This window comes from Streptomyces lacaronensis, from assembly GCF_047337785.1.
GTDB lineage: Bacteria > Actinomycetota > Actinomycetes > Streptomycetales > Streptomycetaceae > Streptomyces > Streptomyces lycopersici.
In genome coordinates this window covers 6367534-6392425 of the sequence record NZ_JBLHDK010000003.1, presented here as the reverse complement: position 1 = coordinate 6392425, position 24892 = coordinate 6367534, and the positions used below count along the sequence as shown (strand labels likewise).

Annotated in this window: 24 protein-coding genes; 8 read left to right on the top strand and 16 right to left on the bottom strand. The window is 71.5% G+C overall.

The annotated features are described in order from the left end of the window. Positions 1 to 105: 105 nt before the first annotated feature. The 5 genes from folP to ACMTAK_RS27940 all read left to right on the top strand — a co-directional run bounded on the left by folP (position 106) and on the right by ACMTAK_RS27940 (position 3183). Complete coding sequence (folP, locus tag ACMTAK_RS27960; RefSeq protein ID WP_063790945.1) at positions 106 to 984, top strand: dihydropteroate synthase; 879 nt, start codon at positions 106 to 108, stop codon at positions 982 to 984. Continuing rightward, a complete protein-coding gene (locus tag ACMTAK_RS27955) occupies positions 981 to 1466 on the top strand; it encodes a nuclear transport factor 2 family protein (RefSeq protein ID WP_037964699.1) in 486 nt (161 codons plus the stop codon). Before folP ends, ACMTAK_RS27955 begins: the two co-directional genes overlap by 4 nt. Before the next feature lie 204 nt (positions 1467 to 1670). Beyond that, positions 1671 to 2030, top strand: a complete 360-nt coding sequence (gene folB / locus ACMTAK_RS27950; RefSeq protein WP_413808732.1) for a dihydroneopterin aldolase — start codon at positions 1671 to 1673, stop codon at positions 2028 to 2030. After that, positions 2027 to 2620, top strand: coding sequence for a 2-amino-4-hydroxy-6-hydroxymethyldihydropteridine diphosphokinase (folK, locus tag ACMTAK_RS27945; RefSeq protein ID WP_413808731.1), 594 nt, complete (start codon positions 2027 to 2029; stop codon positions 2618 to 2620). The genes folB and folK overlap by 4 nt, the downstream gene beginning before the upstream one ends. Positions 2621 to 2682: 62 nt before the next feature. After that, positions 2683 to 3183, top strand: a complete 501-nt coding sequence (locus ACMTAK_RS27940; protein ID WP_413808730.1) for a DUF3180 domain-containing protein — start codon at positions 2683 to 2685, stop codon at positions 3181 to 3183. Positions 3184 to 3237: 54 nt separating this feature from the next. Here the strand turns inward: ACMTAK_RS27940 and folE are convergent, their stop codons facing one another. The 6 genes from folE to dacB all read right to left on the bottom strand — a co-directional run bounded on the left by folE (position 3238) and on the right by dacB (position 11037). After that, entirely contained in the window at positions 3238 to 3843 is a 606-nt protein-coding gene (folE, locus tag ACMTAK_RS27935) for a GTP cyclohydrolase I FolE (RefSeq protein WP_138915003.1), read from the bottom strand. A gap of 129 nt (positions 3844 to 3972) precedes the next feature. Continuing rightward, positions 3973 to 6015: an ATP-dependent zinc metalloprotease FtsH gene (gene ftsH, locus ACMTAK_RS27930; RefSeq protein WP_413808729.1), complete on the bottom strand. Its 2043-nt coding sequence runs from the start codon at positions 6013 to 6015 to the stop codon at positions 3973 to 3975. A gap of 245 nt (positions 6016 to 6260) precedes the next feature. Beyond that, positions 6261 to 6800 carry a hypoxanthine phosphoribosyltransferase gene (gene hpt, locus ACMTAK_RS27925; protein ID WP_262704810.1) on the bottom strand — a complete coding sequence of 180 codons (540 nt, stop codon included), beginning with the start codon at positions 6798 to 6800 and terminating at the stop codon, positions 6261 to 6263. 60 nt (positions 6801 to 6860) lie between these two features. After that, positions 6861 to 7973 (bottom strand): tRNA lysidine(34) synthetase TilS, encoded by a 1113-nt coding sequence (tilS, locus tag ACMTAK_RS27920; protein ID WP_413808728.1) that lies wholly within the window; start codon positions 7971 to 7973, stop codon positions 6861 to 6863. A gap of 208 nt (positions 7974 to 8181) precedes the next feature. Next, positions 8182 to 9321: a zinc-dependent metalloprotease gene (locus tag ACMTAK_RS27915; protein WP_413808727.1), complete on the bottom strand. Its 1140-nt coding sequence runs from the start codon at positions 9319 to 9321 to the stop codon at positions 8182 to 8184. Between the two features lie 87 nt (positions 9322 to 9408). Next, entirely contained in the window at positions 9409 to 11037 is a 1629-nt protein-coding gene (gene dacB, locus ACMTAK_RS27910; protein ID WP_413808726.1) for a D-alanyl-D-alanine carboxypeptidase/D-alanyl-D-alanine endopeptidase, read from the bottom strand. Between the two features lie 86 nt (positions 11038 to 11123). On the opposite strand from dacB, the gene ACMTAK_RS27905 reads away from it, so the two are divergent. After that, positions 11124 to 11615: an inorganic diphosphatase gene (locus ACMTAK_RS27905; RefSeq protein WP_161560824.1), complete on the top strand. Its 492-nt coding sequence runs from the start codon at positions 11124 to 11126 to the stop codon at positions 11613 to 11615. A 111-nt stretch (positions 11616 to 11726) separates the two neighbouring features. On the opposite strand, the gene ACMTAK_RS27900 is transcribed toward ACMTAK_RS27905, so the two are convergent. The 3 genes from ACMTAK_RS27900 to ACMTAK_RS27890 form a co-directional block, all read right to left on the bottom strand. Further along, the gene (locus ACMTAK_RS27900; RefSeq protein ID WP_413808725.1) at positions 11727 to 13433 is read right to left on the bottom strand and encodes a threonine/serine exporter family protein; all 1707 of its coding nucleotides are present in this window, start codon (positions 13431 to 13433) and stop codon (positions 11727 to 11729) included. Between the two features lie 153 nt (positions 13434 to 13586). Further along, a complete protein-coding gene (locus tag ACMTAK_RS27895; protein ID WP_413808724.1) occupies positions 13587 to 14294 on the bottom strand; it encodes a DedA family protein in 708 nt (235 codons plus the stop codon). A gap of 153 nt (positions 14295 to 14447) precedes the next feature. Beyond that, on the bottom strand, positions 14448 to 15227 hold the full coding sequence (locus ACMTAK_RS27890) for a MerR family transcriptional regulator (RefSeq protein WP_413808723.1): 780 nt from the start codon (positions 15225 to 15227) through the stop codon (positions 14448 to 14450). Between the two features lie 124 nt (positions 15228 to 15351). Here ACMTAK_RS27890 and leuE point away from each other — a divergent pair, with 124 nt between their 5' ends. Together leuE and ACMTAK_RS27880 are read left to right on the top strand one after the other, a co-directional pair. After that, positions 15352 to 16032 carry a leucine efflux protein LeuE gene (gene leuE / locus ACMTAK_RS27885; RefSeq protein WP_413808722.1) on the top strand — a complete coding sequence of 227 codons (681 nt, stop codon included), beginning with the start codon at positions 15352 to 15354 and terminating at the stop codon, positions 16030 to 16032. Between the two features lie 53 nt (positions 16033 to 16085). Further along, complete coding sequence (locus ACMTAK_RS27880) at positions 16086 to 17498, top strand: glutamate decarboxylase (protein ID WP_413808721.1); 1413 nt, start codon at positions 16086 to 16088, stop codon at positions 17496 to 17498. A 123-nt stretch (positions 17499 to 17621) separates the two neighbouring features. Here ACMTAK_RS27880 and ACMTAK_RS27875 read toward each other — a convergent pair whose 3' ends face one another. The 7 genes from ACMTAK_RS27875 to ACMTAK_RS27845 form a co-directional block, all read right to left on the bottom strand. Then, positions 17622 to 19025: a hypothetical protein gene (locus ACMTAK_RS27875; RefSeq protein ID WP_413808720.1), complete on the bottom strand. Its 1404-nt coding sequence runs from the start codon at positions 19023 to 19025 to the stop codon at positions 17622 to 17624. 76 nt (positions 19026 to 19101) lie between these two features. Then, positions 19102 to 19887, bottom strand: coding sequence for an ABC transporter permease (locus ACMTAK_RS27870; RefSeq protein ID WP_413808719.1), 786 nt, complete (start codon positions 19885 to 19887; stop codon positions 19102 to 19104). Next, positions 19884 to 20882 carry an ATP-binding cassette domain-containing protein gene (locus ACMTAK_RS27865; protein ID WP_413808718.1) on the bottom strand — a complete coding sequence of 333 codons (999 nt, stop codon included), beginning with the start codon at positions 20880 to 20882 and terminating at the stop codon, positions 19884 to 19886. Before ACMTAK_RS27865 ends, ACMTAK_RS27870 begins: the two co-directional genes overlap by 4 nt. 148 nt (positions 20883 to 21030) lie before the next feature. Next, positions 21031 to 21660, bottom strand: a complete 630-nt coding sequence (locus tag ACMTAK_RS27860; RefSeq protein ID WP_413808717.1) for a PadR family transcriptional regulator — start codon at positions 21658 to 21660, stop codon at positions 21031 to 21033. A 70-nt stretch (positions 21661 to 21730) separates the two neighbouring features. Beyond that, on the bottom strand, positions 21731 to 22297 hold the full coding sequence (locus ACMTAK_RS27855; protein WP_413808716.1) for a DinB family protein: 567 nt from the start codon (positions 22295 to 22297) through the stop codon (positions 21731 to 21733). 114 nt (positions 22298 to 22411) lie between these two features. Then, on the bottom strand, positions 22412 to 23869 hold the full coding sequence (locus ACMTAK_RS27850; protein ID WP_413808715.1) for an aldehyde dehydrogenase family protein: 1458 nt from the start codon (positions 23867 to 23869) through the stop codon (positions 22412 to 22414). Between the two features lie 90 nt (positions 23870 to 23959). Then, a complete protein-coding gene (locus ACMTAK_RS27845) occupies positions 23960 to 24823 on the bottom strand; it encodes a helix-turn-helix domain-containing protein (RefSeq protein ID WP_413808714.1) in 864 nt (287 codons plus the stop codon). Positions 24824 to 24892 lie beyond the last annotated feature (69 nt).

Below are 24892 nucleotides of genomic sequence, written 5' to 3'. Positions count from 1 at the left end.
ACCCCCGGGCCCTGTCCGGTGGATCTTCGCGCCGGTGACATCAGCGGCTGACGCCGTGGGGCCCGCGTAGATCCGCCGGACAGGGCCTACGCCTAGGCTGGGCACATGAGCACGTTGCATGGGCGGGGACGGGTGGCCGGACTGCCGGAGTGGGACCGGTGCGCGGTGATGGGCGTGGTGAACGTCACACCCGACTCCTTCTCCGACGGCGGGAAGTGGTTTGACACCGATCTGGCCGTCAAGCACGGTCTCGATCTGGTCGCCGCCGGGGCCGACCTGGTGGACGTCGGCGGTGAGTCGACCCGGCCGGGCGCGGCGCGCGTCGACGAGGCCGAGGAGCTGCGCCGGGTGATCCCCGTGGTCCGGGAGCTGGCCGCGGCCGGGGCCGTGATCAGCGTGGACACCATGCGGGCCGCGGTGGCCGAGCGGGCCGTCGCGGCCGGGGCCCGGCTGGTCAACGACGTCAGCGGCGGCGGCGCCGACCCCGCGATGGTGCCCATGGTGGCCGCGGCGGGGGTGCCGTTCGTGGTGATGCACTGGCGCGGCCAGTCGATCGACATGAACAACCGGGCGGTGTACGCGGACGTGGTCGGCGAGGTCGTCGCCGAACTGCGGGCCGGTCTGGAGCGGGCGGTCGCGGGCGGTGTCGACCCGGAGCGGATCGTGGTCGACCCGGGCCTGGGCTTCGCCAAGGACGCCGACCACGACCTGGCGCTGGTGGCCCGTCTGTCCGCGCTGCGGGAGCTGGGCCGGCCGCTGCTGGTGGCGGCCTCCCGCAAGCGGTTCCTGGGACGGGTCCTGGCCGGTGACGGGGGCAGCCCGCCGCCCGCCCGGGAGCGGGACGCCGCCACGGCGGCGGTCTCCGCGCTCGCGGCGCGCGAGGGCGCCTGGGCCGTCCGGGTGCACGAGGTACGGGCCAGCGCGGACGCGGTGCGCGTGGCGCGGGCCATCGAAGCGGCCGAGACCACGGCGGGAGCGCTGTGACTTCCCTTACGGACAACGAGCGTGTGGCGCTGGTGAACACCGCGCTGTACGACGCCATGGAGCAGGGCGACCACGCCACGCTGCAGCGGCTCTGGCTGGACTCCCCCGACACCGAGGTGTCCTGTGTCCACCCGGGCTGGCCGGTGCTGCGCGGCCGGGGCGAGGTGCTCCGCTCATACGCCCTGATCATGGCCAACACGGACTACATCCAGTTCTTTCTGACGGATGTCGAGGTGTCGGTGATGGCCGACACCGCCATGGTGACCTGCACCGAGAACATCCTCAGCGGCGCCCCCGCGGAGGAGGAGGGCCAGCTCGGCCCGCTGGTGGGCCAGCTGGTCGTGGCCACGAACGTGTTCCGCCGGACGGAGGACGGCTGGAAGGTCTGGGCGCACCACGGCTCGCCGGTGCTCGCGGAGAGTGACGACGAGGAGCCGGGCGGCCCCGAAGGCCCCGCCGACGACGGACTGCTGCCGGGCTGAACCCCACCCTGTTCGAGCCCCGCGAGGTGGGGGTAGGAGGCTGTGGCGCGGAGCGTCGGCAGCGAGTGCCGCCCACCCCATGGGCGAGTGCCGCCGGAGCTCGCAGGTAGATTCGAGGCAGGTACCCCCGCATGAGGCAGGGGACGGGTGGTGCGTTCCGGCTGGGACGCACCCGCGTACCGACGACCAGCAGGAGTGGTTCAGGTGGATCGTGTCGCGCTGCGCGGCCTGAGGGCTCGCGGGCACCACGGTGTGCTGCCCCATGAGCGCGAGGAGGGCCAGGAGTTCGTCGTGGACCTCGTGCTGGGCCTGGACACTCGGCCCGCCGCGGCCGACGACGACCTCGGCAGGACCGTCCACTACGGCGTGGTGGCGGAGGAGGTCGTGGACGTGGTACGGGGTGAGCCGGTCGATCTGATCGAGACGCTGGCCGAACGGATCGCGGACCGGTGCCTCGAGCACGACGTGGTGCGGGAGGTCGAGGTCGTGGTGCACAAGCCGCAGGCCCCGATCACCGTGCCCTTTGACGACGTGACCATCACCATCACCCGGAGCCGAGTATGAGCAGCAGCGACCCGACCGTGCAGCCCGTTCCCGCCTCCGTGGTGGAGCAGGTGGACGCCGCCGATGTGACGTTGAGCAACCCCAAACGAGCGGTGATCTCGCTCGGCAGCAACCTGGGCAACCGCCTGGAGACCCTCCAGGGAGCGATCGACGCGCTGGAGGACACCCCGGGTCTGCGGGTCAAGGCCGTGTCGCCGGTGTACGAGACGGATCCGTGGGGCGTGGAGCCCGGCACCCAGGCCACGTACTTCAACGCGGTGGTGCTGATCAAGACGACGCTGCCGCCGTCCTCGCTGCTGGAGCGCGGCCACGCCATCGAGGAGGCGTTCGAGCGGGTGCGGGACCAGCGCTGGGGCCCGCGCACCATCGACGTGGACATCGTGGCGTACCAGGACGTGGTCTCCGACGACCCGCAGCTGACCCTGCCGCATCCGCGCGCCCATGAGCGCGCCTTCGTCCTGGTGCCGTGGAACGACGTGGATCCCCAGGCCGAGGTACCCGGGCGCGGGTCGGTCGCGGGGCTGCTGGCGGCGGTGGGCCAGGAAGGGGTCCGGGTCCGCGCCGATCTGGAACTGCGACTGCCCGAGTAGACGTTGATCCGGATAGGTTCCGGGAGACGCTGGCACGTACTGGATTGAGGGGCGACCGCTCGGTGAAGCAACTTCGGATCGGGGTGCTGGTCGGGCTGTTCGCCGTGGCCGGTGTGGTGTCGTGGGCGGGAGCCCGGCTGTGGGACACCTTCGGGTCGCTGCCGAGCGTCCCGGTGGCCGCGCCGATCGTGCTGGCCCTGATCGCGGTGGTGCTGACCGCCACCGCGCTGTCGCTGCGGGCCCGGCTGCGCGCCCAGCGGGAGCGGCAGCCCGACGCCAAGGGCGTGGACCCGATGGTGGCCGCCCGTGCGGTGGTCTTCGGACAGGCCAGCGCGCTGGTGGCGGCGCTGATCGCGGGGATGTACGGCGGGGTGGGCGTCTTCCTGGCCATGGAGCAGCTCGATGTGCCCGCCCGCCGCGATCAGGCGTTCTACGCCGGGGGCTCGGTCCTGGCGGGCGCGGGGGTGGTGGCGGCCGCGTTCTTCCTGGAGCGGGTGCTCAAGCTCCCCGAGGACGACGACGACGGCAACGGCAACGGCCCGAGCGCGGCGGCCCGCGCCTGAGGCGCACCCGGAACCCAGGGGCCCGCCGGGTGTGCGGGGAGCCCGGAGAGCCGCTCAGCGGGCCATGATGAGGCTCATCGCCTCCGCCCGGGTGGCCGGGTCGCGCAGCTGGCCGCGGACGGCCGAGGTGAGGGTCTTGGCGCCGGGCTTGCGCACCCCGCGCATGGTCATGCACATGTGCTCGCACTCGACCACCACGATCACCCCGCGCGGTTCCAGTATCCGCATCAGGGAGTCGGCGATCTGAGTGGTCAGCCGCTCCTGGACCTGGGGGCGGCGGGCGTAGACATCGACCAGCCGGGCCAGCTTGGACAGCCCGGTGATCTTGCCCTCGTGGGACGGGATATAGCCCACATGGGCCACGCCCACGAACGGCACCAGGTGGTGCTCGCAGGAGGACATCACCTCGATGTCCTTGACCAGCACCATCTCATCGTGGCCCAGGTCGAAGGTGGTGGTCAGGACGTCCTCGGGCTCCTGGCGCAGCCCCGCGAAGATCTCCTTGTACGCACGGGCCACCCGGCCCGGCGTCTCGCGCAGCCCCTCCCGGTCGGGGTCCTCGCCGACGGCGATCAGCAGCTCGCGGATCGCGTTCTCGGCGCGCTTCTCGTCGAACACGCCAATGGGGCTCTCGCCGTCCAGCGTCACCGGGTCGGTCATGGAGCTGCCTCGTTCCTCACATACACGCACAACGAACGCGAAAATGCCGCGCCCACCAGGCTAGAACCTGATGGACGCGGCATTCATTCCGGGGCCACCGAGGGACGGAAGCCGCCCCGGTGGCGAGGGTCAGTTCTCCGAGCCGGAGTCCGACTCCTCGGGCCGCTCGGCGCCGTCCTCCGGCGCCGTGGCCTTGGTGAGCGAGGCCGCCGAGGTGGGCTGGGCACCGTTCGCCGGGGCGAGCTCCCGGGGGGAGAGCACCGGCGGGCGGGTGGAGGGCGTACGCCGCGAGGATCCGGTCCACGCCGGGCGGGCCGGACGCTTCACGATCGGGGCGAAGATCTCGGCGATCTCCTCCTTGTTCAGCGTCTCCTTCTCCAGCAGCGCCAGCACCAGGTTGTCCAGGACGTCCCGGTTCTCGACGAGGATCTCCCACGCCTCGTTGTGCGCGGCCTCGATGAGCTTCTTGACCTCCTCGTCCACCAGTGCGGCGACCTCTTCCGAGTAGTCGCGCTGGTGAGCCATCTCACGGCCGAGGAACGGCTCGGAGTTGTCGGAGCCGAACTTGATCGCGCCGAGCCGCTCGGTCATGCCGTACTGCGTGACCATCGCGCGGGCCGTGGTGGTGGCCTTCTCGATGTCGTTGGACGCGCCCGTGGTCGGGTCGTGGAAGACGAGTTCCTCCGCGGCCCGGCCGCCCATCATGTAGGCGAGCTGGTCCAGCATCTCGTTGCGCGTGGTCGAGTACTTGTCCTCGTCGGGCAGGACCATGGTGTAGCCCAGGGCCCGGCCTCTGGAGAGGATGGTGACCTTGTGCACCGGATCGCTGTTCGGAGACGCCGCCGCGACCAGGGCGTGACCGCCCTCGTGGTACGCGGTGATCTTCTTCTCCTTGTCGCTCATGATCCGGGTCCGCTTCTGCGGACCGGCCACGACTCGGTCGATCGCCTCGTCCAGGAAGTGGTTGTCGATCAGCTTCTTGTCGCTGCGGGCCGTCAGCAGGGCGGCCTCGTTCAGCACATTCGACAGATCGGCACCGGTGAAGCCGGGGGTGCGGCGGGCGACGGCCGACAGGTCGACGTCCGGGGCGACCGGCTTGCCCTTCTGGTGGACCTTGAGGATCTCCAGCCGGCCCTGCATATCCGGGCGGTCGACCGCGATCTGCCGGTCGAAGCGGCCCGGGCGCAGCAGCGCCGGGTCGAGGATGTCGGGCCGGTTGGTGGCGGCGATCAGGATGACCCCGCCCTTCACATCGAAGCCGTCCATCTCGACGAGCAGCTGGTTCAGCGTCTGCTCGCGCTCGTCATGGCCGCCGCCCATGCCCGCGCCGCGGTGCCGGCCGACGGCGTCGATCTCGTCGACGAAGACGATGGCCGGGGCGTTGGCCTTGGCCTGCTCGAACAGGTCGCGGACGCGGGAGGCACCCACACCCACGAACATCTCGACGAAGTCGGAGCCGGAGATCGAGTAGAAGGGGACACCCGCCTCGCCCGCGACGGCGCGCGCGAGCAGCGTCTTACCCGTACCGGGCGGCCCGTAGAGCAGCACGCCCTTGGGGATCTTGGCGCCCACGGCCTGGAACTTCGCCGGCTCCTGGAGGAACTCCTTGATCTCCTGGAGCTCCTCGACCGCCTCGTCGGCCCCCGCCACATCGGTGAAGGTCGTCTTCGGCGTGTCCTTGGTGATGAGCTTGGCCTTCGACTTGCCGAAGTTCATCACCCGGGAGCCGCCGCCCTGCATCTGATTCATCAGGAACAGGAAGACCACGACGATCAGCACGAACGGGAGCAGCGAGAGCAGGATCCCGACGAAGGGGTTCTGCTTCGACGTCGAGACGTTGTACCCGTCGGGGATCCCGCCCTGCTTCTGGGCGTTGGCCTGCAGAGTCTTGGCGAGATCGACGCCCTGGTCACCGATGTAGGTGGCCTGGAGCTTGTCGCTGCCCGAGATCTTGGCGACGTTCTCCTTGAGCTTGATCTTTACCTTGTGCTCGTCGCCGGTCGTCAGCTCGGCGGACTGGACCTGGTTCTGGTTGATCGCCTTGACGACCTGACTGGTGTCCACCGACTTGTAGCCGCCGGACGAGCCGACGACCTGCATCAACACGACCACGGCGAGGACGGCCAGCACGATCCACATGACCGGCCCACGGAAGTAGCGCTTCACGTCCATCCATACGGGGCGAAGCCGCCCCGTCCCTCCTGCCACAGTGAGGCACGGCAGCCCTGGAGGGGCGCCTGTGCGTGCGGTGTATTTGCGGTGTATGAGCTGTGTAATCCTCAGTCTCGAAAAAGACTGACCTTCGGACGGTACCCCAGCATTGTCACCCGACGCCGCCGTGGACTGTTAACAAAACCGCCTTCCCCAGCTCCAACGGCGGAAAACCCCGCCAGGTTCCCAGGGGGCGGCGGCGCCCGTCAGCCGCCGTAGACGTGAGGGGCCAGGGTGCCGACGAACCGAAGGTTCCGGTACTTCTCGGCGTAGTCCAGGCCGTAGCCGACGACGAACTCATTGGGGATGTCGAAGCCGACCCACTTCACCTCGATGGCGACCTTGGCCGCCTCCGGCTTGCGCAGCAGGGTGCAGACGTTCAGCGAGGCCGGCTCGCGCGAGCCCAGGTTCGACAGCAGCCACGACAGCGTCAGTCCGGAGTCGATGATGTCCTCGACGATCAGGACGTGTTTGCCCTTGATGTCGGTGTCCAGGTCCTTCAGGATACGCACCACCCCGGAGGACTGGGTGCCCGCGCCGTAGGACGACACGGCCATCCAGTCCATGGTGACGGGCGTGGAGAGGGCACGCGCCAGATCCGCCATGACCATCACCGCGCCCTTGAGCACGCCGATGATCAGCAGATCCTTGTCCGCGTACTCCTCGTCGATGGCGGCGGCCAGCTCGGCCAGCTTCGCGTCGATCTCTTGCTCGGTGATGAGGACCGACTTGAGGTCGGTGCCCATGTCCTTGTCGTCCACCCGCGCCACTCTCGTTCGACTACCGGCTCAACTGGCTCGGGCGGATCAGCCCTGCCGGATGACCAGTCTGCCACCCTCCCGGCGGACTTCGACGCGGCCGGGCAGGTTGATGGCCCGCTGCCCCCGCCAGCCGGTGATCAGCCGGTCCACTTCTTCGATATGGCGGGCGAAGAGCGAACCGGCGGGCGCACCCGCGGCGATGGCGGCCCGGCGCAGCACCCGGCGGCGGACGGCGGTGGGCAGTCCGTGCAGGCCTACGGCGTCGAGGTGCACGGCCTGCGCGCCACCGGCCGCCGCCGGTGCGGTGGTCATCACATCGGCCTCGGCGCGGGCGGCCCAGGCGTCGAGGGCGTCGGCGTCGTCACGGGAGAGCTGGGCGGTGCGGGCGAGCGCCTCGACGACGCCCTTGCCGAGCGCCTTCTCCAGGATGGGCAGCGCCTCGTGGCGGACCCGGGAGCGGGTGTAGGAGGGGTCCACGTTGTGCGGGTCGTCCCAGACGGGCAGCGACTGGGCCAGGCACGCCTCGCGGACGGTGTGCCGGTCCAGCTGGAGGAAGGGGCGGCGGTAGCGGCCGCCGGCGCCGGAGACCCAGGCCATACCGGACAGCGAGCGGGTGCCGGAGCCGCGGGCGAGGCCCAGCAGAACCGTCTCGGCCTGGTCGTCACGGGTGTGGCCGAGCAGCACGGCGGCGGCGCCGTGGCGCTCGGCGGCGGCGTCCAGCGCGGTGTAGCGGGCGTCCCGGGCGGCGGCCTCGGGGCCGCCGCTCCGGCCGACGGACACGGCGATCGCCTCGACCGGCGCCAGGCCCAGGGCCCGCATCCGGTCGGTGACCTCGGCGGCGCGGACGTCGGACCCCTGCTGGAGACCGTGGTCGACGGTGACCCCGCCGGCGCGCAGCCCGGCCCGCGGGGCCTCGAAGGCGAGGGCGGAGGCGAGTGCCATGGAGTCGGCGCCGCCCGAGCAGGCGGCGAGCACCAGCGGTGCGTCGTCCCGGGGGGCGGAGCCGCGGGGGCCGGGGGCGGAGGACGCCGGGGAGAGGGAGGGGAGCGCGGAGGGCGACGAGGCGGCCGAGGGCGCGGCCGAGTGGGCGACGAGGATGTCGTGGAGGACGCGGCGGACCGCGAGGCGTATCGCGGCGACCGCTGGATGGGGACCCATGTCCGTTTCCCATCTGTCATTCGAGGGGGTGCCTCGGGGGGCGAGGAGTACGAGCGGTACGAGCCGTTCGTCACGCTGCGTATGTCGATGGTGACAGAAGCGAGCTGTTCCCCGAGCATCGCACGCCTACCCGTCGCCAACGGTCCCTCGGACGAGTGATTAAAGGGGGCGTTCGTCCGTTTCCGCGTGTGCCGGGGGTGTGCCGGTTCTAGGACTCCGCCTTGCGGTGCACCCGCGCGACCCAGTCGGCGGGTTTGCTGATCTCCGCCTTGGTCGGAAGGGTGTTGGGCGAGGTCCACACCCGGTTGAAGCCGTCCATGCCGACCTGGTTCACCACCGACCGTACGAACCGCTCCCCGTCACGGTACTGCCGCAGCTTGGCGTCGAGCCCCAGCAGCTTGCGCAGCGCCTGGTCGAGCCGGCCGGCTCCGCTCGCCCGGCGCTTCTGGAACTTCTCCCGGATCTCCGCCACGGACGGCACGACCTCCGGCCCCACCCCGTCCATCACGTAGTCGGCGTGCCCCTCCAGCAGCGACATCACCGCGGTCAGCCGGGCCAGGATCTCCCGCTGGGCCGGGGTCTGGACCAGCTCGATGATGCTGGGCGCGCCCCGCCCGTCCGCCTCGTCCGCCTCGTCGGCGGGACGGCCGCCGCTCAGCGACTGGACGGCCTCGCGGACCCGCTCCAGCAAGGTGGCCGGGTCCACGTCGGTCTCGCCGAGGAACGCCTGGATCTCGGACTCGATGTGGTCGCGCAGCCAGGGCACGGCGGTGAACTGGGTGCGGTGGGTCTCCTCGTGCAGCGCGACCCACAGCCGGAAGTCATGCGGGGCCACGTCGAGTTCGCGCTCGACATGGACGATGTTGGGCGCCACCAGCAGCAGCCGGCCGCCGCCCGGGGAGCCGGGCAGCTCGCGGGTCGAGGGCGCGAAGGTCTCGTACTGGCCGAGCACCCGGGAGGCCAGGAAGGACAGCAGCATCCCCAGCTCGACCCCGGTCACCTTGCCGCCGACCGCGCCCAGCACCGCCCCGCCGGGCAGTCCGCCGCGCCGGTCCTGCACCTTGCCGAGCAGCGGTTTGAGGATCTGCCGGAAGCCCGCCACGTTCGCCCTGATCCAGCCCGCGCGGTCCACGACGAGGACGGGGGTGTCGGAGGCCGGGCCGCCGGAGACGGCCATCCGGGTGAAGGCGCGGACGTGCTCCTCCGAGGACTTGGCGTGCCGGCGCAGCTCCGCGACGACCGCGCGCGCCTCCTCGCGGCTCACCTCGGGCCCTGGGCGCACCAGCCGGGTCGCGGTCGCGACCGCGAGATTCCAGTCGACCATCTCCACACCACCGATGCTCGTCATGGCTTCACGGTACGTGGCCCGCGCCCCATCCGGGAGGACACCGGGGGCCGCACAGGCGGCCGCCCCGCGTCCGGGTCCCCCCTCCGCTCAGCGGCAACCGCAGTTGGCGAGGGCCGAGGCCATCCGGTCCAGGGCGCGCTGGGCGCCGGTGGCGTCGGTGGTGCCGTTGGTCAGATACGCGAAGACCAGCAGCCGGCCGTCCGCGTCCACGACCGAGCCCGCGAGGCTGTTGACCCCGGTGAGGGTGCCGGTCTTGGCGCGGACCACGCCCCGGCCGACCGCGTCCTTGGCGTAGCGGGTGCGCAGGGTGCCGGTGAAACCGGCCACCGGCAGCCCGGTGAGCAGCGGCCGCAGTTCGGGGTGGTCGCGGTCGGCGGCGCGCACCAGCACCTGGGCGAGCAGCCCGGCGGAGACGTGGTCGGCGCGGTCGAGCCCGCTGCCGTCCGCGATCCGGGCTCCGCCCAGGGGCAGCTCCAGCTTGCGCAGCCGCTGGGTCACGGCCCTCGCGCCGCCCTCGAAGCTGGCGGGCTCGCCCGCGGCGAGGGCGGTCTGCCGGGCCAGGGCCTCGGCGATGTCGTTGTCGCTGGTGGTCAGCATCCGCTCGACGAGCGAGGACAGCGGCTGGGAGCGGACGGAGGCCACCGTACGGGCGCCCTTGGCGGCCTCGCGGGCCCGGGGCCCGTCCTTCACCTCGACGCCGCGATCGCGCAGCATCGCGGCGAAGGATCCGGCCGCGTCGGCGGCCGGGTCCTCGGCGCGCGGGGCCGGGCCGTGATCGCTGTCGTCCTTACGGCCCTCATCGGCCATCAGGGGGACGACGGGCGAGAGGTTCTCGTTGGGGCCGATGGTGTGGAGCTCGGGCCCGGAGTAGAGCGAGGTGTCGTAGCCGAGCCGGTAGGGGCCCGCACCGCGCTTCTTCAGGGCGCGGGCGGTGTCATCGGCCAACTGGCGGAGTGCGGCGGGGTGGTCGGTCCCCTTGACGGCGCGCGCGGTGAGCGTCGGGTCACCACCGCCGACCAGCACGATGTCGTGTCTGCCCGCGCCCGCCACGACGCTGGTCCTGATGCGGTGGTCCGGGCCGAGGGCGGAGAGGGCCGCGGCGCCGGTCGCGAGCTTGATCGTGGAGGCGGGGACGGCGGCCGTGCCCGCCTTGGCGCCGAACACCTGCTGACCGGTGTTCACGTCCATCACCGCCACCGAGCGCTCATCGCCCAACGCGGGGTCCTTCAGCAGCGGTTCGAGCGTGTCGGCGAGCCCCGCCCCGGTGGGCGGCGGCACGGCGTCGCCGCCGCTGTCCGGCGATCGGGGCGCGGGGCGCGTGCCGAGCGCCGCCAGGACGGGCGCGGCGCTGGGCGCGGGGCGGTCCGGGCCGCCCTGCCGCCCGCCCGGGACACCGTCCTCGGCGGCGCGGGCGCGTTCGGCCGTCCGCCGGCCGCCGTCCCAGGGTCCGGCCACCAGCACCGACACCACGGCGACGGCCAGGCCGGTCGCGGCGGAGACCGCCACCAGCTGCCAGGTCCGCTGCTGCTCGCGGGGCGTACTGCGCCATTCGCGCCGGACACGGGCGCGCACGCGGTTCCACTCGCGCAGCCCACGCCCGCGCATTCGGTCCAACTCGCGCAGCCCACGCCCGCGCATCCGCTCCAACTCGCGTCGCCCACGGCTCAGCCGGTGGCTCAGCCACTCCCTGACCTGCCACGATCGGGCTTCAGGCACGACCGACCAGCCCCTTTCGCCACCACACACCTGCGTGGGGGACACTTAATCACCAGACGTATGTGTTGATCATGGAGGAGCCACCCGTGGAGTTCGACGTCACCATCGAGATCCCGAAGGGTTCGCGGAACAAGTACGAGGTGGACCACGAGACGGGTCGCATCCGCCTTGACCGGCGACTCTTCACGTCGACCAGCTACCCCGCGGACTACGGCTTCGTCGAGAACACCCTCGGCGAGGACGGTGATCCGCTGGACGCACTGGTCATTCTCGACGAGCCGACGTTCCCCGGCTGCCTGATCAAGTGCCGTGCCATCGGCATGTTCAGGATGACCGACGAGGCGGGCGGCGATGACAAGCTGCTTTGCGTACCGGCCTCCGACCCCCGGGTGGAGCACCTGCGTGATATTCACCACGTTTCAGAGTTCGACCGCCTGGAAATCCAGCACTTCTTCGAGGTCTACAAGGACCTGGAGCCGGGGAAGTCGGTCGAGGGGGCCAACTGGGTGGGCCGCGCCGAGGCCGAGGCCGAGGTGGAGGCGTCCGTCAAGCGTCTCGAGGCCGCCGGCGGCCACTGAGTCCTGATCACGCCGGGAGGGCGGGGCACCGTACGGGTGCCCCGCCCTCCCGCGTTTCCGGGCCGGGGTGGCGGCGGTCTCCGGTCCCGGGACGACGGCCCCGGGGCCCGGTCAGAAGCCCCGTGTGCGCTTGGCGGCGCGACGGCCGGAGGGGTCGGTGTCCGCGCCCGGCATCTTCAGGAAGAGGCGCGCCGCCTCGCCTCCCAGGTTCACCCCTATGGCGATCGCCAGGGCCAGTGCCGCCGCCTGGGTGAGGTGCGGAATGCCGCGGTCCAGGTTGCCCTGGGCCAGCGCGAGCAGCCCGAAGTAGGTCGCGCTACCGGGCAGCAGGGGGCCTATCGCCGCCGTGACGTACGGCAGCGCCGAGGCGTATCGATACCGCGAGAGCAGCTGGCCGAAGAGGCCGACCAGCCCGGCGGCCACGGTCGTGGCGGCCACCGGCGGAACGCCCGCGGTGTCGGCCAGCGCGCCGTAGACCACCCAGGCGACCCCGCCGTTGAGCGTGGCGAACAGCACGGTGTGACGTTCCTGCTGGAGCAGGATGCAGAAGGTCAGCGCGAGCAGCATCGCCGCCAGGATCTGGATGTACGGCCGCTCCACATGGCGCAGCGCCGCCTCCGGGTTGAGCTTGGCGTCGAGCTGGAGGCCCCCGTAGAGCACCGTGAGCACCCCGCAGACGATGCCCACGATCAGATAGCCGACCTCCAGCAGGCGCGCCGCCGCGGTGATGTAGTAGCCGGTCAGCCCGTCCTGGACGCCCGCGACCAGCGCCCGCCCCGGGATCAGCGCGAACAGTCCACCGGTGATCACGGCGGACGCCTGGAGCCCGGAGTCGGCGAGGCTGAGCGCCACCCCGATCGCGGCGGGCGGCATCGCCGCGGCCACGAACTGGTAGAACTCCGGAAGCCCGCGCCCGGAGGCCAGCCACGCCAGCCGGTCGCCGAGCATCGCGCCGAGGGCCGCCGCGAAGAACACCGGCCAGTCGCCGCCGACCAGCATGCTCGCCGCGCCGGCCAGCCCGCCGCCGGCCACGGTGAGCGCCCAGCCGGGGTACGGATGGCGGTTACGGCGTATCTCGGCGAGCCGCCGGTACGCCTCCTCCAGCGTGAAGTCGTCCCGCGAGGTGATGTCGTCCACGAGCCGGAAGACCGCGGACAGCCGGGTGTAGTCGGTGCCCCGGCGCCGTACGGTCCGGCTGGCCGTGACCGGGTCGTCGACCAGCGAGGGCTGGTAGCTGACCGACAGCAGGGTGAAGGTGACGGTCGGCTCGCAGCGGTCGAGCCCGTACGCGTGCGCCACGCCGAGCATCGCCGCCTCGACGTCCTCGGCCCCCTCACCGCCCGCGAGCAGCAGCTCGGCGATGCGGAGAGTGAGGTCGAGCACACGCGGCACGGCCGGGCCCGTATCGTCCTGCCGCTCCACGCGCTCGGGCGTCGGGCGGTCGCTGATCGGCATGCGCAGCATCGTGCGCATCCGGTCCTGCCAGGGGGCGTCCTTGGTCAGCCGGACGACGGGGATGCCGTTCGGCGGGGTGATGACGGGGAAGCCCCCGGTGGTCTGGTTGTTCGAGGGTGTCTTCACCCCGGCGGGCGGCACGAACGCCGAGCCCTCGGGCTCGGCGGGGGCTTCCGCCGTCAGTCCGTCGGGGACGGCGAACTCCGATGTCGGGTGCTCGTCCTCGGGCGGCGGCGGAAGGGGTATGCCCAGGGGCGGGGTGAAGGCGCTGTGCGCCTCGTCGGACAACGGCTTCTGCTGCTCCCCCGTGTCCGTCTCCGCCGCGCTCACGGCACGCGGCGTCTGCTGACGGTCCGACCTCACGTATCCTCGCTCCTCACCAGCCCTCCCCGGATGTTTCCCAGCAGCCAAGGATGCAACATCGGCGGCCACCGGAGCCCATTGTGCGGGGCGGTGACCGCCGAGTGGGAAGTGGGGGCGGTGTGTGCGGGATGTGAAGCCCGGTGAAGGGCCCGCTCAGCGCTTGGCGTGGCGCCCGCGCGGCCCCTGGGAGGGGGAACCCGCGGCCGGGCCCTGCGGCTCCGGCTGCGCGGCGGCCTCCTTCTTCGCCTTGCCGCGCGCCCGGAGGAACTCGATCACGATCGGGATGATCGACAGCAGCACGATCGCGATCAGCATCAGCTCGATGTGCTGATGCACGAAGTCGACCTTCCCGAGCGCCGAGCCGAGCAGCGTGACGCCGGTGCCCCACAGCACACCGCCGATGACGTTGAAGATGATGAACGAGCGGTAGTTCATCCGGCTCACGCCCGCGATGATCGGCGTGAACGTCCGCACGATGGGCACGAAGCGGGCGAGGATCAGCGACTTCGGCCCGTGCTTCTCGAAGAACTCATGCGCCTTCTCCACGTTCTCCTGTTTGAAGAGCTTGGAGTCGGGGCGCCGGAACAGCGACGGCCCCACCTTCCGGCCGAAGAGATATCCGGCCTGGTCACCGAGGATCGCGGCGACCGCCACGGCCACACACACCAGCCACAGATCCTGCTTGATCACATTGGTGGTCACCAGCAGGCCGGTGGTGAACAGCAGCGAGTCGCCCGGCAGGAAGAAGCCGATGAGCAGGCCGGACTCCGCGAAAACGATGGCCAGGACGCCGAGCAGACCGAAGGTCTCGATCAGATAGTCCGGGTCCAGCCACTGAGGGCCGAGCGCGAGGGTGTTCACGGGGGAGGCTCCTGGGTCGAGGAATGCAGGCTCGTGCGAGGCCCGGCCGCAGGGTTGGGGCGGACTGAGTGTTCTTCGCAGTGTGCCGCCCAAAGCTATCAACGCGGTGTGCGTGCCCTTGGTTCCCTCCGCCCAGGAGACCCGCCGCAGGCGTCACGATCCGTCGGACGCCTCGTAGCCGTGCCGCTCCGCGTTGGCGAGGATCGCCTCCCGGAGGTAGATGGCCAGCCCCGGCGCGGCCTTGTCGAAGTTCTCCGTGAAGCGGTGGTCCGAGACATACATCCGGCCCAGGCAGGTGTGCAACTCATGGCCGCACTCGTAGTGGTTGCGGCTGATCCACTGCCGGTGCTCCTCCGCGAGGTCCATCGCCTCCTCGGACTCCGGCGGGGTGCCCGCGCCCATCAGCGCGACAAAGCCGTTGTTGATGTCCTCCCCCTCCGCCAAGATCCGCTTCCAGTCCTCCTTGGTGTACGAGGCCGCCCTGCGCTGGGACTCCTTGTACGCCTCGGTGTTCCCCCAGCGCTGCTCCACCTCCTCCTGGTACTGCTCCGGGTCGTCGTCCCCGAAGACCTCGAACTTCTCCTCGGGGGTCAGATTGATGCCCATATTCCGCGCCTCCATGGCTCGTTCGACGGCGGCGGCCATCTTCCGCAGCCGCTCGATCCGGTCGGACAGCAGCTGGTGCTGACGCCGCAGGTGGGCCCGCGGATCGATGTCCGGGTCGTCGAGCAGCACCGCCACCTCTTCGAGCGGAAAGCCGAGCTCCCGGTAGAACAGGATCCGCTGCAGCCGGTCGAGGTCGGCGTCGTCGTAACGCCGGTGCCCGGCCGCGCTGCGGGCGCCGGGGCGCAGCAGCCCGATCTCGTCGTAGTGGTGCAGCGTGCGCACCGTGACGCCGGCGAAGCCCGCCACCTGCCCCACGGAATAGCTCATGGCCGAATCCGCTCTCTTTCTGTTCGGTACGGGTTCCACGGTGCTCCCTCACGTCGCGTGAGGTGCAAGTCCGGATGGCGAAATCGACTGGGCGGCGCGGCGGACCACTGTCATCCTGCCGATCGTGCTGGGGATAACCGATCTTTCGACATATCTGGCCGGTCTGGCGCTGATCATCCTGCTGCCGGGCCCCAATTCGCTGTATGTGGTCTCGGTCGCGGCCCGCCGCGGCCCCCGTACCGGCTATCGGGCGGCGGCCGGGGTGCTCTGCGGCGACACCGTGCTGATGGCGCTGTCGGCGGGCGGGGTGGCCTCGCTGCTGCACGCCAGCCCGGTGCTGTTCTCGGTGGTCAAGTTCGCGGGCGCGGGCTATCTGACCTGGTTGGCGGTGGGCATGCTGCGCGGGGCGCGGGCGCTGTGGCGCCGCCGCCCGGGGACCGCGGAGGCGGCCGCGCGGGGCGCGGACGGGGCCGTGGATACGGCCACGGGGTCCGCGGAGGGCGAGCGCCCGTACCGCCGGGCGCTGGTCATCAGCCTGCTGAACCCGAAGGCGATCCTCTTCTTCATCTCCTTCTTCGTACAGTTCGTGGATCCGGGCTACGCCCACCCCGCGCTGTCCTTCGTGGCGCTGGGCGCCTGGGCGCAGCTGTTCAGCATCACCTATCTGTCGGTGCTGATCTTCAGCGGTACGTATCTGGCGGCCACCTTCCGGCGGCGCCGGCGGCTGCGGGCGGGGCTCTCGGCGGCCGCGGGCACGGCGTTCCTCGGCTTCGCGGCGAAGCTGTCGCTCAGCAGCGCGGGGTAGGGGCGCGGCGCGGGGCCGGGGTTTATCGGTGAAATGCCCCTAATTTAGCGAAGATGGCACTTCACAAAGGCACTCCCGGCCGACGCGACCTCGACGAAAGCCCCGAGTTCTCCGTCAATCCGCTCTACGGCGAGGCCAATCCGATCAGCGGAATGACCGGCAGGCCTCCGCGCCACTGCCTCCCGGACGAGCCGATGGCGCCCACGACCGCGTATCAGTTCGTCCATGACGAGCTGATGCTGGACGGCAACGCCCGCCAGAATCTCGCCACCTTCGTCACCACGTGGATGGAGCCGCAGGCGGGCAGGCTGATGTCCGACTGCTTCGCCAAGAACATGATCGACAAGGATGAGTATCCGCGCACCGCCGAACTGGAGCGGCGATGCGTGACCATGCTCGGCCATCTGTGGCACGCCCCCGATCCGGACGCGGTCGTGGGCTGCTCCACCACGGGGTCGAGCGAGGCGTGCATGCTGGCCGGAATGGCCTTCAAGCGGCGCTGGGCCAGGCGGAACCCGGTGAGCTATCCGGCCACCGCCCGCCCCAATCTGGTCATGGGCACCAATGTCCAGGTGTGCTGGGAGAAGTTCTGCACATTCTGGGAGGTGGAGGCCCGGCAGGTGCCCATGGAGGGCGACCGGTTCCACCTCGATCCCCAGGCCGCCGCCGAGCTGTGCGACGAGAACACCATCGGGGTCGTCGCGGTCCTCGGCTCCACCTTCGACGGCTCCTACGAACCCGTCGCCGAGGTGTGCCGGGCGCTGGACGACCTCCAGGAGCGCACGGGCCTGGACATCCCGGTGCATGTGGACGGCGCCTCGGGCGCGATGGTCGCGCCGTTCCTCGACCCGGACCTGGTGTGGGACTTCCAGCTGCCGCGGGTCGCGTCCATCAACACCTCGGGCCACAAGTACGGCCTGGTCTACCCCGGGGTGGGATGGGCGCTGTGGCGTACGGCGGAGGCGCTGCCCGAGGAGCTGGTCTTCCACGTCGACTACCTCGGCGGCGACATGCCCACGTTCTCGCTCAACTTCTCCCGCCCCGGCTCCCAGGTGGCCGCCCAGTACTACACCTTCGTACGGCTGGGCCGGGAGGGCTATCGCGCCGTCCAGCAGCAGACCCGCGATGTGGCACGCTCGCTCGCCGAGCGGATCGAGGCGTTCGGCGACTTCACCATGCTCAGCCGCGGCGATCAGCTGCCGGTGTTCGCGTTCACCACGGCGGAGGGGATCCGCGGCTTCGACGTCTACGACATCTCCCGGCGGCTGCGCGAACGCGGCTGGCTGGTGCCCGCGTACACCTTCCCGCCCAACCGGGAGGACCTGTCCGTACTGCGGGTGGTGTGCCGCAACGGCTTCTCGGAGGATCTCGCCGATCTCTTCCTGGGCGACCTGGGGTCGCTGCTGCCGGAGCTGCGGTCACAGCCCGCGCCCATGGGGAAGGCCGTCAAGGCGTTCCACCACTGAGCCCGGTGCCGCTGAGCCCGGCGCCTCTCAGCCCGGCGCCGCTGAGCCCGGCGCCTCCGGTCCTGGGGGCGCTGAGCCCGGTGCCGCTGAGCCCGGCGCCTCCGGTCCTGGGGGTGACGGCGGTCAGCGCGTGCGGGCCGGGGCCCGGAGCAGTTCGGCCCGGCGCCGTACCGCCTCCAGCGCACCCGGTCTGCGGCCGGGCACCCGGCCCCGCAGCTCGATCAGCTGCGGGGCGAGGGCACCGGCCCTGACCCGGTCCGCCACGAACTGCCACTGGTGGTGCGCCCGGTCCACGGCCCCCTCGACCTCGGGGTGCTCGGCCGGTTCCCCGTTGCCCAGCCGCGCGTCGGCCACCGCGAGCCACAGCTCGCAGGCGCGGGCCGGGTCCCCGGCGATACGGGAGAGGTCGGCGCGGACCTCCAGCCAGTGGATCGCCTCGTCGGACCGGGGACCGGCCGTCCGAAGCGCCTCCTGCTCCCAGGCGGCCGCCATCGAGGCCGCCTCGCTGTGCCGCCCCGCGTTGGCCGCCTCGAATATCGCCGCGTGCGTCGAGGCGAGCGGATCGGCCACGGGCCTCCACCCGGGCGGCGGGGGCGCGGGGGCACGTAGCGCCGGGGGCACCGGTGGTTGATCGGCGGGGCGGAACGATTCGGGAGGGCCGGGCGGCACGGGCGGCGGCGAGGCCGCCGCCCGTCCGGCCGATCCGGTGGCCTCGCCCGGACCGGCCTGCCCGGTCGCCCCAGTCCGCCCGGTCGGCCGGATCTCTCCGGTGGTCTGCCCGGCCTGCCCGGACCATGCGGCGGCCTCCACGCCAGAAGCGGCGTCCGGGGGCGCGTACGACTCGCCCGGCCCGGCGCCGTCCAGGAGCAGTTCGGGGCCGGGGCCCAGCCCGGCCTCCAGGGCGGCGCGCTGGTGGAGCAGTGCGAGTGGTGGGCGTTCCGCGGCCGACCGCAGCAGTCCGGCGAACGCCCGGCTGTAGTCCGGCGTCGCCAGCCGCCGCTTGGGCGGGGCGGGTGCCACCGTGCCGTAGAGGGTCAGCCCGGCCGCGAGGGCGGACGGGCCGGCGGTGCTCAGCGGTGGCCAGGCCGTCTCGTCGGCCACCAGGTCGGCGACCACGACGGTGCTGCCCGGCGGCCGCCGCCCGAGCTCGGCGGCCAGCCAGTGCCAGGGCAGCGCCGTGTAGCGGGCGGTCCTCGGCGTCGTACGGGCCAACGCCAGGTGCGGCAGCCGTTGTTTGGCGTCAAGGGTGAGCTGGCCCGCGAGATGGACCAGCACCGGGCCCGGGTGCGCGGCGGCGGTCCGCAGATGCGTCAATACGGTCTGCGGGTCGACCGGGTCCACGAGTTGGACGACGCTGGCGCCGCCGGGCGTGCCCAGCAGCGCCGCCGGGGATACGGCGGCGAGCTGGGGCAGCGCGGCGGCCGCGTCCATCAGTCGCTGCTTGCCGACCGGGCCGGCGGCGAGCAGCAGGGCGTATCCGGGCCCGCTCACCGTCCGCGCCCCCGTGCCCGACCTGTCGTTCCCCATACCCGCACCGTATCCGCAACCGGCGACGACCGGTGGAGGTGTGACCCCGCGCGGCTCGCGGATCCGGGGGCCGCCGTCAGCGGCTGAGCCGCCCGTAACGCCGCACCGCGACCGGGAGGAAGACCGCGATCAGCGCCAGCGGCCAGCAGACGGCGAGGAGTTGGGCGTGGTCCGCGGCCCAGGAGTCACCGCCGCCCCCGGGGCCGCCGAACAGCTCGCGGATCGCGGTGGCCGTCGCCGACATCGGGTTCCAGACCGCCACGGCGCCGAGCCAGCCGGGCATGGTCTCGGTCGAGGCGAAGACGTTGGAGAGGAAGCCCACCGGCCAGACCAGGATCTGTACGGCCTGCACCATCTCCGGGCGCCCGGCGGCCATGCCCAGGAAGATGCCGAGCCACAGCATCGCGAAGCGCAGCCACAGCAGCAGCCCGACGGCGAGCAGGGCGTCGCCGAGTCCGCCGTGCCAGCGCCAGCCCATCGCGAGCCCGACCCCGAGGAGGACGAGCAGCCCGAGCGCCGACTGGAGCATGTCCAGCACACTGCGCCCGACCAGGACCGCCGAGCGGGCCATCGGCATCGAGCGGAAACGGTCGATGACGCCCTTGTTGAGATCCTGGGTGATGGCGAGCATCGTCCCTTCGAGGCCGAACACCATGGTGAGCGCGAACGTGCCCGGCACCAGGTACTCCTTGTAGTCGCCGCCGCCCGGGACGGTCATCCCGCCGCCGAGGAAGTAGGCGAACATCACCAGCATCATCACCGGGAAGGCCAGCTGAACGGCCACCTGGACGGGCTGCCGGGCCCAGTGGGCGAGTCCGCGGCGGGTCATGGTCCAGGAGTCGATGAGGGTCGCGGTGGTCATACGAGGGTCTCCTCCCCGGCAGCGTCCGTCGTGGCCGTGTCCACCGTGCTCGGCTCCCCGGTGAGGTGCAGAAAGACCTCGTCGAGCGTGGGGCGGCGCAGCACGATGTCCTCCGCCTCGATCCCGTGCGCCGCCAACGCCCTCACGGTCTCCGTCAGCGCGGCCACCCGGTCGGTGACCCGCGCGCCGAGCCGCCGCCGGTCGGGGTCGGTCCCGACCTCGGCGGCGCCGGTCGCCTTGGCCACGACCGAGGCGGCGGCGGTCAGTTGGCCCGCGTCGCGCAGCACCACCTCGATCCGGTCCCCGCCGAGCCGGGCCTTGAGCTCGTCGGCGGTCCCGTCGGCGATGGCCCGTCCGCCGTCGATCACGCAGACGCGGTCGGCCAGTTGGTCCGCCTCCTCCAGGTACTGGGTGGTGAGCAGCACGGTCGTACCGCCGTCCACCAGCGAGCGGACCGCGTTCCACACCTCCGTACGGCCCCGGGGGTCGAGCCCGGTGGTCGGCTCGTCCAGGAAGAGGATCCGCGGCCGCATGATGAGGCTCGCCGCGAGGTCCAGCCTGCGGCGCATCCCGCCGCTGTACTGGCTGACCGCCTTGGTGCCGGTTCCGGCGAGGCCGAACCGCTCCAGCAGCTCGTCCGCGCGGGCCGCCGCCCGGCGGCCGCCCAGGTGGTAGAGGCGGCCGAACATCTCCAGGTTCTGCCGTCCGCTCAGCTCCTCGTCCACCGCGGCGTGCTGGCCGACGAGTCCGACGCGGTAGCGGACCTCGTCGGGGTCGCGCAGCACGTCGTACCCGGCGACCTCGGCCCGGCCGCCGTCGTGCCGCAGCAGGGTGGCCAGGATCCGTACGCAGGTGGTCTTGCCCGCGCCGTTGGGGCCGAGCACGGCGTGCACGGTGCCCTGCGGGACGGTCAGATCGAGTCCGGCGAGGGCCTGTTTGTCCCGGTAGGTCTTCCGCAGCCCCTCGACGACGATCGCGGGATCGCTGTCGGCCAAGGTCTTCCCCTCTCCCTCATGCTCTTCTTCGCATCATGTAGTCAAGTTTGACTACGCACGCCGGAAAGTACTGCCCGGGTTCTAACTAGTCAAACTTGATTAACCCAGGGGGCGACCGTCAGCCGCCCTCGATCCGCATGGTGGCGCCTCAGTCCGCGCCGGGCGCGGCGTACGGATTGGTGACGCCGTCCGGCAGCACCTCCACCGAGCGCTCCCCCTCGCCCGCCATCACATACGCCCCGCCCTCGAGCCGCTCGATCAGTCCACGGGTCCACTCGGCGCCGCTGTCCGCGGAGTGCACCCAGAACTTCATGATCTCGCCGATATGGCCCCACTCCTCGGGGGTGCCGTCCGGTGGCGTCCAGTGCCGGGCCACCTCGGCCCGCCACTCCTCCAGCGCCGCCACCCGCCGCTTGAGCAGGGCGATCGCCTCGTCCCGGGGCAGGTCCACGATGAAACCCACCCCGGCCGTCAGCTCGTCGATCTTCTGGTCATGGCGCAGCAGGGCCTCCCGCAGCAGCCGGAGGTACTCCTCCTCGCCCGCCTCGGTCAGCTCGTACTCGGTCCGCGGCGGCCCGCCGACCGTGCTCGGCGCGACATCGTGCGCGCGCATCAGCCCTTGCTTGGCCATCTGCTTCAGCGCGTGGTAGATGGACCCGGGTTTGGCGTTGGACCATTCGTGCGCGCCCCAGAACTCCAGGTCGTTACGGACCTGATAGCCGTGCGCCCGCCCGTGCTGGCGCACGGCCCCCAGCACCAGCAGCCGGATCGCTGACATCGCCCGCTCGTCTCCATCCTGGTCCCGACCCCCGCGGTGACCAGGCTAGGGGGTCGGCGGGCCGGGCGGATCACCGCTCCAGGACCGACCAGTCGGGCTCCGGCATCGCCCCCGTCTCGAAGACGAGGTCGAAGGCGCCCTTGCCGTCGATCGTCTCGCGGATGACGTCGGCGTGACCCGCGTGCCGGGCCACCTCCTCGATCAGGTGGAGGACCGCCCAGCGCCAGGTGCGGGTACCGCCCTCGTCCCAGGGGAGCCGGAGCGCCTCGAACGTCTCGTCCAGCGACGGCAGGGCCCGTACGGCCTCCTCGGTCTCGCGGGCCACCTCGTCGTACAGGGCGAGCAGCGCCTCCACCGTCTCGTCCTCGGTGGGCTCGAAGGTGTGCTCCCATTGGGCCATCTCGTCCCTGGGGTCCCCCACCTTGCCCTGGAGGACGCGCAGCCAGCCGCGCTCGCCCGTGACCACGTGCTTGAGCACCCCGGCCAGCGAGAGCGCGCTCGCGCTGGGGACGCTGCGGGCCTGCTCCTCGGTCAGGCCGTGCACCGAGCGCCGGATGCCGCCGCGCTGTGCGTCCAGGTACGCCAGCAGCGCGCCGCACTCGTTCTGACAGGCCTCGGGGTTCACGATCACGGGCATGGCTGCCGCCTCTCATCTGGAGGGCGCCCGGGTCCGGCGCCCTTCGATGAACCCCACGTTAGGAAGGCTTGCGGTCAGCTTCTGTCCGCGAGCCGATCCCCGTCTCCGACCGCCTCAGAACGGGAACTGGCTCCGGCCGTGCTGGATGGAGATCCACTTGGTGGTGGTGAAGTCCTCGATCATCGACTCCCCGTTGAGCCGGCCGAGACCGGAGTGCTTCTCCCCGCCGAACGGCACGATCGGCTCGTCGTGGACCGTGCTGTCGTTCACATGGATCATGCCGGTCCGGATCCGCTGGGCGAACCGCACCCCGCGCTCGACATCGGCGGTGTGCACGGCCCCGCTGAGCCCGTAGTCGGTGTCATTGGCGATCCGTACGGCCTCGTCGTCGCCGTCGAACGGAATCAGCGTCACCACCGGGCCGAAGATCTCCTGGCCGAGGATCGCCGAGCCCTCCGGGACCCCGCTGAGCACGGTCGGCCCCATCAGGGTGCCCTCGGTCCGCCCGCGCACCAGCGCGGTGGCGCCCTCGGCGATCGTCTGGTCCACGAGCTGGGTGATCGCCTCGGCCTGGCCCTCGTTGATCAGCGGGCCGATGTGCGTGGTGGGGTCGACCGGATCGCCCACCTTCAGGGCCTCCACCTTGGCCACGAACTTCCTCGTGAACTCCCGCTCGACCGCCCGGTCCACCAGCACCCGGTTGGCCGCCATGCAGACCTGCCCCTGGTGGACGAAGCGGCTGAAGACGGCCGCGTCCACCGCGTAGTCCAGGTCGGCGTCGTCCAGCACGACCAGCGCGCTGTTGCCGCCCAGCTCCAGGACCGTGCGCTTGAAGTGGGAGGCGGCCACGGTGGCGACATGCCGGCCGACCTTGTCCGAGCCGGTGAAGGAGATCACCTTCGGTATGGGGTGCTCGATCAGGGCGTCGCCGATCTCCGCGATGTCGGTGACCACGACATTGAGCAGTCCGGCGGGCAGCCCGGCCTCCTCGAAGATCCTGGCGACCAGACCGCCGCCGCATACCGGGGTGTTCTGGTGCGGCTTGAGAACGACGGCGTTGCCGAGGGCCAGTGCGGGGGCCACCGACTTCAGCGACAGCAGGAAGGGGAAGTTGAACGGGCTGATGACGCCGACCACGCCCACCGGCAGCCGGTAGAGGCGGTTCTCCTTGCCGTCCACCGGCGACGGCAGGATGCGGCCCTCGGGCCGCAGCGCCAAGTGGATCGCCTCGCGCAGGAACTCCTTGGCGAGGTGCAGCTCGAAGCCCGCCTTCACATGGGTGCCGCCGCACTCCGCGATGATCGTCTCGGAGAGCTCCTTCTCGCGGTCCTCGATGATCCGCAGCGCCCGCTCGAACACCGCCCGCCGGGCGTAGGGGTTGGTGGCGCCCCACTCCGGCTGCGCCCGCTCGGCCGCCCGGTAGGCCAGGTCCACCTCCTCGACGGTCGCCACGGTGATGGAGGCCAGCTTCTCCCCGTTGTAGGGGTTGAAGTCGACGATGTCCCAGGAACCGCTTCCGCCGCGCCACTCGCCGTCGATGAACTGAAGGGCCAACTCGGAGAAGTAGGACATGCCATCCCTATCTGCAGGACGCGGTGCCGGTCCCCGACAGCCGCGCACGTGTGGGGGGTATTCCTGACAGGACGTCATCCTACTGACGGGTCAGGCGTCGCGAAGGAGCTCCCGGAGCAAATCCCGGCTCTCCTCAGGAGAGAGGCTGTCCGCACTGAGCCGCTCCAACACCCGCTCGTACTGCGAGACTTCATCGCGCTTGTCCAGATAGAGCGCGCTGGTGAGCTGCTCCAGATAGACGATGTCGGGGAGGTCGGACTCCGGGAAGCGCAGCCGGGTGAACGCCCCGCTCTCCCCCGCGTGCCCGCCGAAGGAGAACGGCATCACCTGGAGCCTCACGTTCCGCTGTTCGGAGACCGTGATCAGATGGCGCAGTTGGGCGGACATCACACCGCGCCCGCCGTACGGGCGGTGCAGCGCGGCCTCGTCCAGGACCACATGGAACGCCGGGGCGCGCTCGGAGACCAGCAGCTTCTGCCGCTCCAGCCGCAGCGCCACCCGCCGGTCCACCTCGTCGGAGCACGCCTGCGGCTGACCGCGGGTGACCACGGCGTGGGCGTAGCCCTCGGTCTGGAGCAGACCGTGGATGAACTGGACCTCGTAGCAGGCGATATCGGAGGCGGCGCCCTCCAGGCCGACATAGGTCTGGAACCAGCCGGGCAGCACATCCCCGTAGCTGTGCCACCACCCGGCGACATTGGCCTCGCGGGCGAGCCCGAGCAGGGCCGCGCGCTCCGCGTCGTCGGTGACTCCGTACAGCGTCAGCAGATCCTCGATGTCCCGCGCCTTGAAGCTCACCCGGCCCAGCTCCATGCGGCTGATCTTGGATTCGGAAGCCCGGATCGAATAGCCCGCCGCCTCGCGGGTGATGCCGCGGTCCTCGCGCAACCGCCTGAGTTGAGAGCCCAGGAGGATGCGGCGCACCACCGATCCACTCGACTCGCCTGCGGCCATTTCCGCGATCCTCCCTGTACGGAAAGCATCCTTGCGAACGGCGCCCCCGCAGCCCCTGAGGGCGAAGTC